At 57.7% G+C, this 14,803-nt stretch carries 16 protein-coding genes; 3 read left to right on the top strand and 13 right to left on the bottom strand.

The genetic code is table 11. The features are described 5' to 3' along the window. Positions 1–28: 28 nt before the first annotated feature. Both yigL and pldB read right to left on the bottom strand, forming a co-directional pair. Complete coding sequence (gene yigL / locus SPH27_RS21295) at positions 29–829, bottom strand: sugar/pyridoxal phosphate phosphatase YigL (RefSeq protein ID WP_029741831.1); 801 nt, start codon at positions 827–829, stop codon at positions 29–31. 31 nt (positions 830–860) lie between these two features. Then, positions 861–1,853, bottom strand: a complete 993-nt coding sequence (gene pldB, locus SPH27_RS21290) for a lysophospholipase L2 (protein ID WP_033146896.1) — start codon at positions 1,851–1,853, stop codon at positions 861–863. Between the two features lie 110 nt (positions 1,854–1,963). Here pldB and rhtB point away from each other — a divergent pair, with 110 nt between their 5' ends. Then, positions 1,964–2,584 (top strand): homoserine/homoserine lactone efflux protein, encoded by a 621-nt coding sequence (gene rhtB, locus SPH27_RS21285; protein ID WP_008501533.1) that lies wholly within the window; start codon positions 1,964–1,966, stop codon positions 2,582–2,584. On the opposite strand, the gene rhtC is transcribed toward rhtB, so the two are convergent. The 3 genes from rhtC to pldA all read right to left on the bottom strand — a co-directional run bounded on the left by rhtC (position 2,581) and on the right by pldA (position 6,052). Next, positions 2,581–3,201, bottom strand: a complete 621-nt coding sequence (rhtC, locus tag SPH27_RS21280) for a threonine export protein RhtC (RefSeq protein WP_182072605.1) — start codon at positions 3,199–3,201, stop codon at positions 2,581–2,583. The genes rhtB and rhtC overlap by 4 nt on opposite strands. A 61-nt stretch (positions 3,202–3,262) precedes the next feature. Further along, positions 3,263–5,092: an ATP-dependent DNA helicase RecQ gene (gene recQ / locus SPH27_RS21275; RefSeq protein WP_029741834.1), complete on the bottom strand. Its 1,830-nt coding sequence runs from the start codon at positions 5,090–5,092 to the stop codon at positions 3,263–3,265. 90 nt (positions 5,093–5,182) lie between these two features. Beyond that, positions 5,183–6,052: a phospholipase A gene (pldA, locus tag SPH27_RS21270; protein WP_087822933.1), complete on the bottom strand. Its 870-nt coding sequence runs from the start codon at positions 6,050–6,052 to the stop codon at positions 5,183–5,185. A 163-nt stretch (positions 6,053–6,215) separates the two neighbouring features. Between pldA and yigI the strand changes: the two genes are divergently transcribed. Then, complete coding sequence (gene yigI / locus SPH27_RS21265; RefSeq protein ID WP_048980561.1) at positions 6,216–6,683, top strand: acyl-CoA thioesterase YigI; 468 nt, start codon at positions 6,216–6,218, stop codon at positions 6,681–6,683. A 51-nt stretch (positions 6,684–6,734) separates the two neighbouring features. Then, entirely contained in the window at positions 6,735–7,631 is an 897-nt protein-coding gene (gene rarD, locus SPH27_RS21260; RefSeq protein WP_182072607.1) for an EamA family transporter RarD, read from the top strand. An 83-nt stretch (positions 7,632–7,714) separates the two neighbouring features. Here the strand turns inward: rarD and corA are convergent, their stop codons facing one another. From corA to lptM, 8 genes are all read right to left on the bottom strand, one after another. Beyond that, on the bottom strand, positions 7,715–8,665 hold the full coding sequence (gene corA, locus SPH27_RS21255) for a magnesium/cobalt transporter CorA (RefSeq protein ID WP_008501540.1): 951 nt from the start codon (positions 8,663–8,665) through the stop codon (positions 7,715–7,717). A 151-nt stretch (positions 8,666–8,816) separates the two neighbouring features. Further along, positions 8,817–8,873: a YsgD/CorL family protein gene (gene ysgD / locus SPH27_RS21250; RefSeq protein WP_212743980.1), complete on the bottom strand. Its 57-nt coding sequence runs from the start codon at positions 8,871–8,873 to the stop codon at positions 8,817–8,819. Between the two features lie 149 nt (positions 8,874–9,022). Further along, positions 9,023–11,185 (bottom strand): DNA helicase II, encoded by a 2,163-nt coding sequence (uvrD, locus tag SPH27_RS21245; RefSeq protein ID WP_033146899.1) that lies wholly within the window; start codon positions 11,183–11,185, stop codon positions 9,023–9,025. 107 nt (positions 11,186–11,292) lie between these two features. After that, a complete protein-coding gene (yigB, locus tag SPH27_RS21240; RefSeq protein ID WP_033146900.1) occupies positions 11,293–12,009 on the bottom strand; it encodes a 5-amino-6-(5-phospho-D-ribitylamino)uracil phosphatase YigB in 717 nt (238 codons plus the stop codon). Next, complete coding sequence (xerC, locus tag SPH27_RS21235) at positions 12,009–12,911, bottom strand: tyrosine recombinase XerC (protein ID WP_182072609.1); 903 nt, start codon at positions 12,909–12,911, stop codon at positions 12,009–12,011. Before xerC ends, yigB begins: the two co-directional genes overlap by 1 nt. Further along, the gene (locus SPH27_RS21230; RefSeq protein ID WP_023309626.1) at positions 12,908–13,615 is read right to left on the bottom strand and encodes a DUF484 domain-containing protein; all 708 of its coding nucleotides are present in this window, start codon (positions 13,613–13,615) and stop codon (positions 12,908–12,910) included. The genes xerC and SPH27_RS21230 overlap by 4 nt, the downstream gene beginning before the upstream one ends. Next, complete coding sequence (gene dapF / locus SPH27_RS21225; RefSeq protein ID WP_008501545.1) at positions 13,612–14,436, bottom strand: diaminopimelate epimerase; 825 nt, start codon at positions 14,434–14,436, stop codon at positions 13,612–13,614. Before dapF ends, SPH27_RS21230 begins: the two co-directional genes overlap by 4 nt. 35 nt (positions 14,437–14,471) lie before the next feature. Further along, the gene (gene lptM / locus SPH27_RS21220; protein WP_014885650.1) at positions 14,472–14,675 is read right to left on the bottom strand and encodes an LPS translocon maturation chaperone LptM; all 204 of its coding nucleotides are present in this window, start codon (positions 14,673–14,675) and stop codon (positions 14,472–14,474) included. Between the last annotated feature and the right edge of the window lie 128 nt (positions 14,676–14,803).

Genomic DNA, 14,803 nt, shown 5'->3' with positions numbered 1-14,803 from the left:
AACTGAGCAATAAACAACCGAATGAAGATTATTCAAGGAACAGTTTGCGCAGATACTTCGGTACCGCGTTGTCAGCGTTAGAACCAATCACTTCCAGCTCAGGGTGCAGATCCTTCAGACGCTGGTGCGCGTTCTGCATGATGCAGCCCTTGCCCGCCATCGAAAGCATCTCGGCGTCGTTCATGCCGTCACCGAAGGCGATACAGTCTTTCAGCCCGAAGCCAAGACGTTTCGCAACGGCTTCCAGCGCGTGACCTTTAGAGACGCCTCCCGCCATCACTTCCAGACAGGTCAGGGTTGAGAAGCTCACGTTGACGCGATCGCCCCAGCGGGCGTTGATCGCCTGTTCCAGCGGGAGCAGCTCTTCGTGGCTGTCACAGGTGAAGAACACCTTGCTGATCCCTTCCGGCTCCAGCAGGCCCGGTTCGTAGAGGGAGTAGTTGAATACCGCTTCCTTGAAGAAACGCATTTCATCCGGGCGATGGCGGTTCATAAACCAGTCGTCGTCGCGGTAAACGTTAGTGACGATAGCCGGGTTGTTATGCACCACGCCGAACAGATCGGCGGCGATATCGCGATCCAGGTTGTGGGTAAAGATCAGGTTGCCGTCGGTATCATGCACGCGCGCACCGTTGGAGGTGATCATGTACGATTTGATCTCAAGATTATCGCGGATCTGCCCCACGTCCACGTGGTGGCGGCCGGTGGCGAACACAAAGTTCACGCCACGTGCAGTCAGGAGTTTTAAGGTCTCTTTCGCGTAAGGCGACAGGGTGTGGTCGGGGGAAAGCAGCGTGCCATCTAAATCAGATGCAACAACCTGGTACATAGGGATTTCAACCTCTGGTGGAAAACAAGAATCAATTATGCCTGTTGAAAAATTCAACAATGGCGTTAAGCGCGACTGAGCGCATAGCGTCCTTTTCAAAAAGGATCTCATGGAACGCGCCGTTAATGACCAGCGGTTTACCCCCTTCACAAGGGTGACCGGCTGCAGCGCGCAGTTCACAATAGCGGTCATGCATGCGGTTATCCACCACACGCTCTTCTTCCGCCTGGATCAGAAGCGTCGGCGTGTCATCATCGCCTACGCCCGCCAGCACCTGCTCACCGGCCAGAATACCCTCCCGCACCCAGTGCCAGGTCGGGCCGCCGACGCGCAAGCGCGGTTCATCGGCATAAAAGCGCAGGTTGCGGCGATAACGCTGCCGGCTGTGGGTTAAGACGTTGATGGCGAACGGCAGCGCGCGCCAGCGTCCTGTGCCAATGGCATAACCTTCACGAATGCGCTGATGGCCCTCAGCCCAGTCAAGAAGATGGCGCACCATCCAGTCAGGAAAACGGATGACGATACCGTACATCGGCGCGGTGAGCGCAATGGCGTCGCACTGGTGCGCGTAACGCTGCAAAAACAGCGTCGAAATGGCGCCGCCCATGGAGTGCGCAAGAATATACCGCTTGCGCCAGGGGCCAGGCTGAACGTCCTGCTGCCAGAACGCGGCAAAATCATCGACGTAATCGCTGAAGCGATCGACGTGCCCACGGTGCGTGTCCGGCAGCATACGTCCGGACAGCCCCTGTCCACGATGGTCGATGATCAGGACATCGAACCCCATATGGACCAGGTCATAGGCCAGCTCGGCATATTTAACGTAGCTTTCAATACGCCCAGGGCAGACCACTATCACCCGGTCATTTTTTTCATTTCGGAAACGAACGAAACGCACCGGGACGCCCCCGATGCCCGTAAACTCATCTTCCTCACGCTGCCGCCAGAAATCGGTCAGCGGCCCCATAGAGAAAGCAGCAAAAGCGTTTTCTCGTGTTTCCCAGTCCTTTTTCTGCTGAAACATTGGGTTTCCACTCACGTAATCCAGGGAATATCGTTTTTTTCGTCACCGGTCACAAAATGACTCAATAATAGCGTATTGTGGCATAAAAATAGACGGTTCGGGAGTTTCAAATGACCTTCGAATGGTGGTTCGCCTACCTGCTGACATCCATTATCCTCAGCCTTTCTCCGGGTTCGGGTGCTATTAACACCATGACCACCTCCATCAACCACGGCTACCGCGGTGCAGCGGCGTCGATTGCCGGTTTGCAGACCGGGCTGGGCATTCATATTGTGCTGGTCGGGATCGGTCTGGGGACCCTGTTCTCCCGCTCCGTGCTGGCCTTTGAGGTGCTGAAATGGGCCGGGGCAGCGTATCTGATTTGGCTCGGCATCCAGCAGTGGCGCGCGGCAGGCTCCATCAACCTGAATACGCTGGCTCAGACGCAAAACCGCGGCCATCTGTTTAAGCGTGCGGTGTTCGTCAACCTGACCAACCCGAAGAGCATCGTTTTCCTCGCCGCGCTGTTCCCGCAGTTTATCGTTCCGCATCAGCCGCAGGTGATGCAGTACGTGGTGCTCGGCGCGACCACCATTATCGTCGACATCATCGTGATGATTGGTTACGCGACGCTGGCGCAGCGAATTGCGGCATGGATTAAAGGGCCTAAGCAGATGAAGGCCCTGAATAAAGTCTTTGGTTCGCTGTTTATGCTGGTTGGCGCGCTGCTTGCGTCAGCGCGTCATGCTTAGCGAGAAATGATGAGATGAATGCCGAAGCCGGCGAACAGCGCGCCGGCGAAGCCGTCAATCCACTTCGCGATACGCTGGTAGCCGCGGCGCATTGCCGGTAAGGCGAACAGGCTGGCTACGATGGTAAACCAGGCAAAGGTTTCAACGACGATCAGCAGGAAGATGCCCCAGCGTGCGCCCGCGCCGACGCTATCGCCGACAAACAGCGAGAACACCGAGCCGAAATAGATAATCGCTTTTGGGTTCGCCAGATTGGTCAGCAGCCCTTTTACAAAGCTGCGACCGCCCGTTGCCAGCTCCACCTTCGGCTCTTGCGGTTTTTTCTCTTCTTTCTTCAGCGCCCCGCGCAGCATCTGGTAGCCCATCCAGCACAGGTACAGCCCGCCACCGACCATAATGATGTTATGCAGCCAGGCCATCTTCGCCAGGATAAGATTCAGACCGAGCAGCGCAACGGCCGCCCAGACCATAACGCCCATGGTGATACCGAGCACGCCCATCATCGCCTCTTTGCTGGAGCGGCTAACGGCCGTTTGTGATACGAAGAAAAAGTCCGGGCCGGGGCTCATCAGCGCAACGATGTGCACTAACGCCACGGTGAGAAATAGCATTAACATAATTAGCTCGCGGGGAAATAATTTAGTGAGTCATCATCCTGGCACTTTTTCGCCCGGCTGACTACTCCTCATCATCACCGTCGGCGTGAGAGCGGATGAGCGCCATAAACTCTTTACCGAAGCGCTCCAGCTTGCGCGTTCCCACGCCGTTGACGCTGAGCATCTCGCTGGCGCTGAGCGGCATCTGCTCGGCCATCTCGATCAGCGTCGCGTCGTTGAACACCACGTAAGGCGGGATGTTTTCTTCGTCGGCGATGGCCTTACGCAGCTTGCGCAGTTTGGCAAACAGCTTGCGGTCGTAGTTGCCGCCGTAGGATTTCTGCATTACGCGTGGCTTCAGGGCGATGACGCGCGGCACGGCGAGCTTGAGTTCAACGTCACCGCGCAGGACCGGACGCGCCGCCTCAGTCAGCTGCAGGGCGGAGTGCTGGGCAATGTTCTGCGTGGCGAAGCCGAGGTGGATCAGCTGACGAATGATACTCACCCAGTGTTCGTGGCTCTGCTCCTTGCCAATACCGTAGACGGGCAGCTTGTCGTGGCCCATATCGCGGATACGCTGGTTATTGGCGCCGCGCAGCACCTCCACCACGTAGCCCATCCCGAAGCGTTGATTCACACGGTAAATGGTCGAGAGCGCTTTACGCGCGTCCATCAGGCCATCGTACTGTTTCGGCGGATCGAGGCAGATATCGCAGTTGCCGCACGGCTCCTGGCGCCCTTCACCAAAGTAGTTGAGCAGAACCAGACGACGGCAGGTTTGCGCTTCGGCAAACGCGCCCATCGCGTTGAGCTTGTGGCGCTCGATATCCTGCAGCTGTCCCTGCGGCTTCTCTTCCAGACAGCGGCGCAGCCACGCCATATCGGCCGGATCGTAAAACAGCATCGCTTCCGCAGGCAGACCGTCACGCCCGGCGCGGCCGGTTTCCTGATAGTAGGATTCGATGTTGCGCGGGATGTCGAAGTGCACCACAAAGCGCACGTTTGGCTTGTTGATGCCCATCCCAAACGCCACCGTTGCGACCACGATCTGCAGGTCATCGCGCTGGAATTTCTCCTGCACGTCGGCGCGGATGTGGTTCTCTAACCCGGCATGATACGCGGCGGCGCTAAAGCCGCGGTTTTGCAGACGCGCGGCGGTGTCTTCCACCTTCGCACGGCTGTTACAGTAGATGATGCCGGACTTGCCGCGCTGCTCCTGGACGTAGCGCAGGAGCTGATCCAGCGGCTTGAACTTTTCCATCAGCATATAGCGGATGTTGGGGCGATCGAAGCTGCTGACCTGAATATAGGGGTCGTTCAGCCCGAGCAGACGAACGATGTCCAGACGGGTGGTGTCATCCGCCGTGGCGGTAAGCGCCATAAACGGCAGCTCGGGGAAGCGCTGACGCAGCTGGCCAAGGGCAGCGTATTCCGGGCGGAAATCGTGTCCCCACTGGGAAATACAGTGCGCTTCATCCACCGCCAGCAGGACCGGATTCCAGTGCGCCAGGTGGTCGAGGAAGTTATCCAGCATCAGGCGTTCCGGCGCGATATACAGCAGGCGGATCTGCCCGGTACGACAACCGGCCATCACCTCTTGCTGCTGCTCCCGGGTTTGGGTCGAGTTGAGACAGGCCGCCGCCACGCCGTTGGCGAGCAGCTGGTCAACCTGGTCTTTCATCAGAGAAATAAGGGGGGATACCACGACCGTCAGGCCGTTAAGCACCAGCGCGGGCACCTGATAACAAAGGGACTTGCCGCCACCGGTCGGCATCACCACCAGGCAATCACGACCTTCCAGCACCGTTTCAATGATGGTTTCCTGGCCGGGGCGGAACTGCTGGTAGCCAAAGGTTTCATGCAAAACCTGTTTAGCCAGCGACTCCTGATTCAATACTTCCGCCTGCGCCACGTTAACCCCATATGCCAGAAATGAAACAGGCGCTATTTTCAGCGCCTGAGAGAGAAACTTCAACGTTTAACGCAAAAACATTCGAACAGCCTAGAGAATATCGTTCAGCATCACGCCCACGCCGATGCGGGTCTGGTTGAAGTTGTAATCGATAAGCGACTCGCCGTAACCGCTGTACACCTGAGTGTAGATACGGACATGCTTCGTCATTGGATAGCTTAAGCCCACTTCCGCACCGCCGTAGCCGGTGTTCCAGTTGTACTGGCCTTTGGCGCTGAGCACGGCATCACCCAACTGATAGCCGACTTTGAGCTGGTAGTAGCCCATATATTTGGTGATATCCGGGTTGTCATCGGTTTCGCCCACCACATACCACGGCTTCACTTCCACCATCCAGTTACCGTTCTGCGCCATCAGACGCGTATAGGCACGGTTCCAGCTGCGGGATGTCGGGTCAGAGCGACCGTTGGAATCGTGGTTAAAGCCCACTTCGACGTCACGCAGCGTCCAGCCCGCAAACTCATAATCCGTTGCAAAACCGAGGAACAGCTGCGGCTCATAGTTGGTTTCACGGAACGGCGAGGACTCTCCGCTGTTAGACAGCTGCCACCAGGATTTCTGCGTGTAAGACGCCCCGAGCACCGAGTTTGGCCCCAGAATACCGCGCCAGAACGGGAACGCGAGGCTGAGCTGGAACTTCACCTCATCTTTACGCGCATTATCAGACCAGTTATAGGAGCTTATCGCCTCTTTGTTGAGATCGCTGGTCTGGGTGTATATCACATAGTTAGTGTCATACGGATAGAGCGTGAACGGATTGTCATGCTCCTGAAGAAGGTTCGCGATAATACTACCGTGAACGGCAGGTTTATCATGCACCTCTTTGATCGTCGCTTCCTGCGCATATGCTGTGAGGGGCAGCGCAACCGCCGCCAGTAACCAGGCCAGATACGTCCGCATCGGTGGTGTTCTCCTGCAAAAGAGTAAAATTAGCTGAATAGTTATGTGGCGAACATTCTACAGACTTCTGCGACAACTGCTGCATCCTCGTTTCTGAAAGTGGAATTCCTTGTTGCCGAGGCATAAAATCAACATTTCGTTAACAATAAGGATGTGATGCCTCATGTCAGCCATGCTTACCGCCGAAGAAGTGTTAAAACTCGTGGGCGAGATTTTTGTTTACCATATGCCGTTTAACCGCGCGCTGGGACTGGAGCTGGAGCGTTACGAGAAAGATTTTGCCCAGCTGAGCTTCAACAACCAGCCGATGATGGTGGGTAACTGGGCGCAAAGTATTTTGCACGGCGGCGTGATTGCCGCCGCGCTGGACGTGGCGGCAGGTCTGGTCTGCGTGGGCAGCACGCTGACCCGCCATGACACCATCAACGAAGACGAACTCCGCCAGCGTCTGGCGCGCATGGGCACCATTGATTTGCGCGTCGACTATCTTCGCCCGGGGCGCGGAAATCGCTTTACCTGTACCAGCAGCCTGCTGCGCGCGGGAAATAAAGTTGCCGTGGCGCGCGTTGAATTACACAACGAAGAGCAGGTATATATCGCCAGCGCAACCGCCACTTATATGGTGGGTTGAGGCGGCAAAATCGGGTAAAATTAATTCACTTTTTTGTAACGGATTTTCCCGATGGATGCTAAACAGACGCGGCAGGGCGTTTTACTCGCCCTTGCCGCTTATTTTATTTGGGGTATCGCCCCGGCGTATTTCAAGCTTATCGCCTACGTTCCGGCCGATGAGATCCTGACTCACCGTGTTATCTGGTCATTCTTCTTTATGATTGCACTGATGAGCCTCAGCCGTCAGTGGTCGGGCGTCAAAACGCTGCTGCAAACCCCGAAAAAGATTTTCCTGCTGGCGCTCTCCGCGGTGCTGATTGGCGGCAACTGGCTGCTGTTTATCTGGGCGGTGAATAACCATCACATGCTCGAAGCGAGCCTGGGGTACTTCATTAACCCGCTGGTGAATATCGTGCTGGGGATGATTTTCCTCGGTGAGCGCTTCCGCCGGATGCAGTGGGTGGCGGTGATTCTGGCCTTCTGCGGCGTACTGGTGCAGCTCTGGACCTTCGGCTCGCTGCCGATTATTGCCCTCGGTCTGGCGTTCAGCTTTGCATTCTACGGCCTGGTGCGTAAGAAGATTGCGGTGGAAGCGCAGACGGGGATGCTGTTTGAAACCCTGTGGCTGCTGCCCTTGGCGGCGATTTATCTCTTCGGCATCGCCGACAGCGCCACCAGTCATATGGGCAGCAACCCGTGGTCGCTGAACCTGATGCTGATGGCAGCGGGCGTGGTGACCACCATTCCACTGCTGTGCTTCACCGGTGCCGCGACGCGTCTGCGTCTCTCCACGCTGGGCTTCTTCCAGTACATTGGCCCGACGCTGATGTTCCTGTTGGCGGTGGTGTTCTACGGTGAGGTGCCGGGGGCGGATAAGATGGTGACGTTCGCCTTTATCTGGGTGGCGCTGGCAATCTTTGTTGCGGATGCGATTTATACCCAGCGCAGGGTGCGCAAAGGGTTGTGATGTTGCCCTCACCCTAACCCTCTCCCACTGGGAGAGGGAATTCGATCGTAGGGCGGGTTAGCGAAGCGCCACCCGCCAGATTTTTACAGCCAGTTCCGGCGCTTAAAGTACAGATACGGCGCCAGCCCCGCGAGGATCATGAAGATAATCGCCCCCGGGTAGCCAAAGCTCCACTTCAGCTCCGGCATAAACTCAAAGTTCATCCCGTAGCTGGACGCCACCAGCGTCGGCGGCAGGAACACCACGGACACTACCGAGAAGATCTTGATGATGCGGTTCTGCTCGATGTTGATAAAGCCCATCGCCGCCTGCATCAGGAAGTTCACCTTCTGGAACAGAGATTCGTTGTGCGGCAGCAGGGATTCGATATCGCGTAAGATCTCACGCGCCTGCTCCAGCTGACCGCCCGGCAGACGCGCCTTGCGCACCAGGAAGTTCAGCGCGCGCTGGGTATCCATCAGACACAAGCGCACCTTCCAGCCGATATCCTCCAGCTCCGCCAGCGTGGAGAGCGCTTCGTCGTACTCATCGCCCTGATGGCCTTCCATGATCACGCGGCTCAGCTTTTCCAGATCGCTGTAGATGTTTTCAATTTCGTCCGCCAGCTGTTCAATTTTGGTCTCGAACAGATCGAGCAGCAGCTCGTAAGCGTTACCGTCCACCATTGCCTGGCTGCGGGCGCGCATGCGGTAGAGACGGAATGCCGGCAACTCGCGCTCACGCAGGGTAAACAGACGGCCGTCGCGAATGGTAAACGCCACGGTGGAGTTACCCGCGTGGTCTTCCGCATCTTCAAAGAAGAAGAAGGAGTGAATATGCAGACCGTCTTCGTCTTCAAAAAAACGCGCGGATGCTTCGATGTCTTCCAGTTCCGGGCGGGTTGCCAGGCTTTGCCCCAGTTCAGATTGTACGCGAAGGCGTTCATCGTCGTCCGGCTCGACCAGATCCACCCATACGGCATCAATGAGGGGCTGTGACTCTTCGGCTTCAAGCCGAGTCAGTCGGTTATTTTCGAGTTGAAATGCGCTCAACATGACCGGGACTCCCAATGCAAAAAATATCGGACAGTTCGGTGGGCACACAGAAACAAATTGGGTTTCAGACCATTAAACAGCCTGACTCAGCGCGACGGGAATAATGCAGGTCGCTGACAACCACTAAGGCCATCAGCAAGAGGAGATAGCCTTAGGAGTTGTTCCTGGATGACAGGGAATTGAGCCAGTATCTACTGGGTGTGTCCAAGGCGAATGTCCTCTTAGCGTAATCGTGCGCGCATGTTACGCCAGCTATAACTATGGCGTCAACACGCAACGGAACGCTGAAGGGCATTAATTGACCTTCGCTGTATAAGGCTAGCAGATTATTACAAAATAATGATATTTTTCTGAATGTTAGACTGTTTCCAGCTTCGCATAGGCCGCCACCAGCCATTTGATCCCCTGCCCCTGGAACGCCACCTGCAGGCGGCTGTGCTCGCCGCTGCCTTCCAGATTCACAATAGTGCCTTCGCCAAACTTCGAATGGCGCACGCGCTGGCCCAGCTTGTAGCCGGTGTCGGTTTCCGCAATCGGCGAGCCCATGCGCTGATGGCTGACCGGACGGCTGATGCTCGCCCGCAGACGCACCTCTTCCACGCACTCTTCCGGCAGTTCGCCGATAAAGCGCGATGGACGGTGATAAACCTCTTTGCCGTACAGACGGCGGGTTTCGGCGTAGGTTAGCGTCAGCTTTTGCATCGCGCGCGTCACGCCCACGTAGGCCAGACGACGCTCCTCTTCCAGACGTCCGCCTTCATCCAGCGACATCTGGCTCGGGAACATCCCCTCTTCCATCCCGACAATAAACACCTGCGGGAACTCCAGGCCTTTGGCGGAGTGCAGGGTCATCAGCTGAACCGCATCCTGCCAGGTGTCCGCCTGCCCTTCACCCGCTTCCAGCGCGGCGTGGGAGAGGAACGCCTGCAGCGGCATCAGATCTTCGTCTTCTTCGTTGTAGCTGAACTGGCGCGTTGCCGTGACCAGTTCCTCTAAGTTCTCAATACGGGTCTGGCCCTTCTCGCCTTTCTCCTGCTCGTACATGGTTCTCAGGCCGGAGTCTTTAATCACCCGGTCGGTCTGCACGTGCAGCGGCATGTCGGCGGTTTCCTGCGCCAGAGCGTCAATCAGCTCAAGGAAGCGCTGTAATGCGCTGGCGGCACGTCCGGCGAGCGCTTTTTCCTGCAGCAGCTCGCGGCACGCCTGCCACAGCGTCAGCTGGCGATCGCGCGAGGCCTGACGCACCACGTCCAGCGTGCGGTCGCCAATCCCGCGGGTCGGCGTATTGACCACGCGTTCAAACGCCGCGTCGTCGTTACGGTTCGCAATGAGGCGCAGATACGACAGCGCATCTTTGATTTCCTGACGTTCGAAGAAGCGCATACCGCCATAAATGCGGTACGGCATGCTCACCTGCAGCAGCGCCTCTTCCAGCACGCGCGACTGGGCGTTGCTGCGGTAGAGAATGGCGCACTGCTCCAGCGCGCCGCCGTTGTCCTGCCAGGTTTTGATGCGGTTCACCACGAAGCGGGCTTCGTCGAGCTCGTTGAAGGCGCAGTAAATCGAAATCGGTTCGCCGTCGACGCCGTCGGTCCACAGCTTTTTACCCAGACGCCCGTTGTTGTTTTCAATCAGGGCGTTGGCCGCGCTCAGGATGTTGCTGGTTGAACGGTAGTTCTGCTCCAGACGAATGGTTTCCGCGCCGGGGAAATCGTTGAGGAAGCGCTGGATATTTTCTACCTGCGCCCCGCGCCAGCCGTAGATCGACTGGTCATCATCGCCCACGATCATCACCTTGCCGGTATCACCGGCCAGCAGGCGGATCCACGCGTACTGGATGTTGTTGGTATCCTGGAACTCGTCCACCAGGATATTGGTGAAGCGTTCACGGTAGTGCTGCAGGATGTGCGGTTTGTTCAGCCACAGCTCGTGAGCGCGCAGCAGCAGCTCGGCAAAATCCACCAGGCCAGCGCGATCGCACGCTTCCTGGTAGGCCTTGTAAACGTTCTGCCAGGTCTGCTCGACCGGGTTGCCGAAGCTCTGAATGTGGTGTGGGCGCAGCCCTTCGTCCTTCTGGCCGTTGATGTACCACATCGCCTGACGCGGCGGCCACTGCTTCTCGTCGAGGTTCATCGCCTTGATCAGGCGCTTCAGCAAGCGGAGCTGGTCTTCGCTGTCGAGGATCTGGAAATCCTGCGGCAGGTTGGCGTCCATATGGTGCGCGCGCAGCAGGCGGTGCGCCAGGCCGTGGAAGGTGCCAACCCACATGCCGCCCTGGCTGGTGCCCATCAGTTGGGCGATACGGTGGCGCATCTCTGCTGCCGCCTTGTTGGTGAACGTCACCGCCATGATGGAGTACGGGGAGCAGTTCTCCACGCTCTGCAGCCAGGCGATACGGTGAACCAGCACGCGCGTCTTACCACTGCCCGCCCCAGCCAGCACCAGCATGTTGGTGCGTGAGGCGGCAACCGCATCACGCTGTTTGTCATTAAGGCTGTCGAGCAGGTAAGAAACGTCCATTGGCACCGTCACATAGTATTCAGGAACACAGCGAAGCGCCCGGTGGCGCTTCGCTTACCGGGCCTACAACTGCAAACCCCTGGTAATTTATACAATATTACTGGTGATTATATCAGCGTCGTGAGGGATGCCAACCGTGAAATTTCCACGTGCGGTAGAAGACGGCTGTCGGTTGCGGTCATCAGCTCCGCATTTTCCGGCTTGATCCAGCAGGCCTGCATCCCGCAGCGAATAGCACCGGCCACGTCCGTGGTCAGGTCATCCCCCACGTGCAGAATGTTACCCAGCGGCAGGTTAAGCTTATCCGCCGCCAGATGGTACATATCATTAAACGGCTTCGCGCGCCCGTGCGGGCCCGCGCGCAGCACAAATTCAAAGTAATCGCTGAGGCCAAACAGCTCGGGCTGGGCATTGCCGTTGGTGATGGCCACCAGCGGCCACTTTTCGGCAAGCTTCGCCAGCGTGTCGTGGGTCTCCTGCGGCACGTCGATACGGCTGCGCCATTTGGCAAAGTTTTCCATGGCCGCTTCGGCCCCGATGGCCGCGTCCTGCGCGCTCAGGCCAGCATTGAGCATCGCCTGCTCGACCGCACGACGACGCCATTCGGTCACGTCGTGGTAAATGTCCGGCTCGGTTTCCCGCAGGGACTGACGAAGCTTCTGAAAGTCCTTGTTCTGTATCGCTTTCAGCGCGGGATGGTAGTTCTGCACAAACGCCAGCGACTCCTGCTCGGTACGCAGGATCACCTCGCGGTTGTCGTAAAGGGTGTCATCAAGGTCAAACGTCAGGGCTGAGATCTGACCAAGTGGGCGGTAAAAACGCATTATTTCCCCCGTTTGGCGCGTGGATGCGCCGCGTCATACACCGAGGCAAGGTGTTGGAAGTCTAAGTGGGTATAAATTTGTGTGGTCGACAGATTCGCGTGGCCAAGCAGTTCCTGCACGCCGCGCAGATCGCCGCTCGACTCAAGCATGTGTGTCGCAAAGGAGTGGCGCAGCTTGTGCGGGTGAACGTGGCTGTTCAGCCCCTGCTTAATGCCCCACTCCGCAAAGCGCTTCTGGACGTTACGCGCCGAGATCCGTTTGCCGAGCTTCGACAGGAACAGCGCATCCTCTTCGCTGCCAAACAGCCCGCGCAGGTCAAGCCAGTGCTCAATCCAGGAAACCGCATTGCGGCCAATCGGCAGGCGGCGCTCTTTGCTGCCCTTGCCCATCACCCACACTTCACCGGACTCCAGATCGAGGTGTTTGATATCAAGATTAACCAGCTCGGACAGACGCAGCCCGGCACCGTACATCACCTCCAGCATCGCGCGGTCGCGCACGGCGAGCGGATCGTTAAGGTCGATATCCAGCAGGCGGTTTACGTCGTCGACGTCGATATTTTTAGGCAGATGGCGCGGCGCTTTCGGCGTGGCGATCCCCTTTGCCGGGTTGGCTTTTAAGCCCCCCTGACTGACCAGCCAGTCGAAGAAACTGCGCAGCGCTGAGAGCCTGAGCGCCAGGCTTGCCGGGCTGAGATTTTTTTTACGGCTACGCACGACGAACCCGCGTACCGTCGCAGCGTCACATTGTTGCCAGCTTTTCAGGCCGATGTCGTCGGCGATCTGCATGATGGCATCAAGCTGACGCTGATAGTTGAGCAGCGTGATGGGGCTAAGCTGACGCTCCACGCCCAGATAGCGCAGAAAGCGCGAGACGTCAGTGGCGAGCAGTCCGTCCGTCATACGCGCTCAATCCAGCGCTCCAGCAGCTCGGGCAGCATCAGGGCGATCTCCTGCAGCAGGTGCGTGGCTTGCCCCTGCTCATAGTGATGCGCATCGCGGCTGGTAAATAACATGACACCCAGATCGCCATCGCGCCCCATCAGCGACATCGCCACCGAGCCAATCGCTTTGGCTTCCGGTAACACCACCAGCAGCTCAGGCCCGTTCAGCGGCCCCAGATAGTGGTGCTCATGGCCCAGACGCTGAATGCGCAGCGGTTCAAACGCCTGACGGCTGAGCGCCAGATGGGTGAACCCCGACGGCGCGCCAATGCGCCAGCGGTCAGGGAAAAGACGAATCGTTGCGCCCGCCAGCCCCAGCTCGCGAGCCCAGCGGTGGAAGCGGCTGAGGAACTCGTCAAGGCTGTGCGCCGACGCCAGACGCGCCTGCAGATGCAGCAGACGATAGAACAGGCTTTCGTTGGTGCTGGCCTGCTCCATCAGCAGCGTCATGTTCTCTTCTAGCTGATTGATGTGGTTGCGCGAGCGCGCCATGTGCCATTCGACCAGCGACACGGTCCCGCGAACCGGATGCGGCACGCGCATCTCTTCGACGACGCGTGCATTGCGAATAAAAAACTCAGGATTGCGCAGCAGATAATCAACAACAGCTCTGTCGTCCAGTTCCGTCACTGTTTCCTGCAGTTCTTCCCCTGGTTGTTTCATAGATGGATAAACCCGTCATAGACATGTGCCGCCGGGCCAGTCATATACAGTGGATGACCCGGTCCTTTCCAGGCGATATCAAGCCTACCGCCCGGTAATTCCACGCGAACCTCTTCTGCCAGTAACCCCTGAGAGATGCCCACGGCCACCGCAGCACAGGCGCCGCTTCCGCAGGCCTGCGTCTCGCCCGCGCCGCGCTCGTAAACCCGCAGGCGAATGTGCTCGCGCTTCACCACCTGCATAAAGCCGATGTTCGCGCGCTCCGGGAAACGTTCGTGGCTTTCCAGTACCGGGCCGAGCGTTTCGACCGCGGCGGTTTCCACATCATCAACCTGAATCACGCAGTGTGGGTTACCCATTGAGACGACGCCGCACAATACTGTCTGCTCGGCCGCACGCATAATATAGGTCTTTTCCGCTTTGTTTGCGCGAAACGGCACGACGGAGGGCTCGAAGTTAGGCTCGCCCATATTCACGCGCACCAGCTCATCATCGGTGACGCTGAGCACCATGCGGCCATTGGCCGTGCTGACGCGAATATCACGCTTGTTGGTCAGCCCTTTCAGGCGGACAAAGCGGGCAAAACAGCGCGCGCCGTTGCCGCACTGGTTAACTTCGCTGCCGTCCGCGTTAAAAATACGGTAGTGGAAATCGAGGTCGGGATCGTACGGTGGCTCGACCACCAGCAGCTGATCGAACCCCACGCCCAGATGCCGATCCGCCAGGCGACGGATCAGTTCCGGGGAGAAAAACACATTCTGCGTTACCGCGTCGACGACCATAAAATCGTTGCCAAGGCCATGCATTTTAGAGAACTGCATCATTTGCTCCATTGCGCGGGTACAGAACGTTGTCGTCAGAGATTAACCTGAGTCGGGCCACCGTTGTCGCCACGATCGTTAGTATTTGGCGTGGTAGACTCAATGCCGCTTTGCACGGGTTTCGTCGGCGGCGGCGCGGTTTTATCCGCAGGTGGGAAGTACAGTGGTCCCTTCAGTCCGCAGCCAGTCAGGCTAAACAGCGTGATGAGAACGGCAAGCGTTCGGAAAGCGTTTTTCATTATAAAGTTGCCCGTAAGTTCAAATCTGTTTCTATCATCGCAGGAGAAGACACAAAAGCAAGAGTTTGCCGCTTTCCTGCAACGGGAATTATTTAGGGTTATACTGCCGGCATCACGAAAAACAGGAA

This window comes from Enterobacter sp. A103 (assembly GCF_034427535.1).
GTDB lineage: Bacteria > Pseudomonadota > Gammaproteobacteria > Enterobacterales > Enterobacteriaceae > Enterobacter > Enterobacter asburiae_B.
This window is presented reverse-complemented; position numbering and strand designations above follow the sequence as displayed.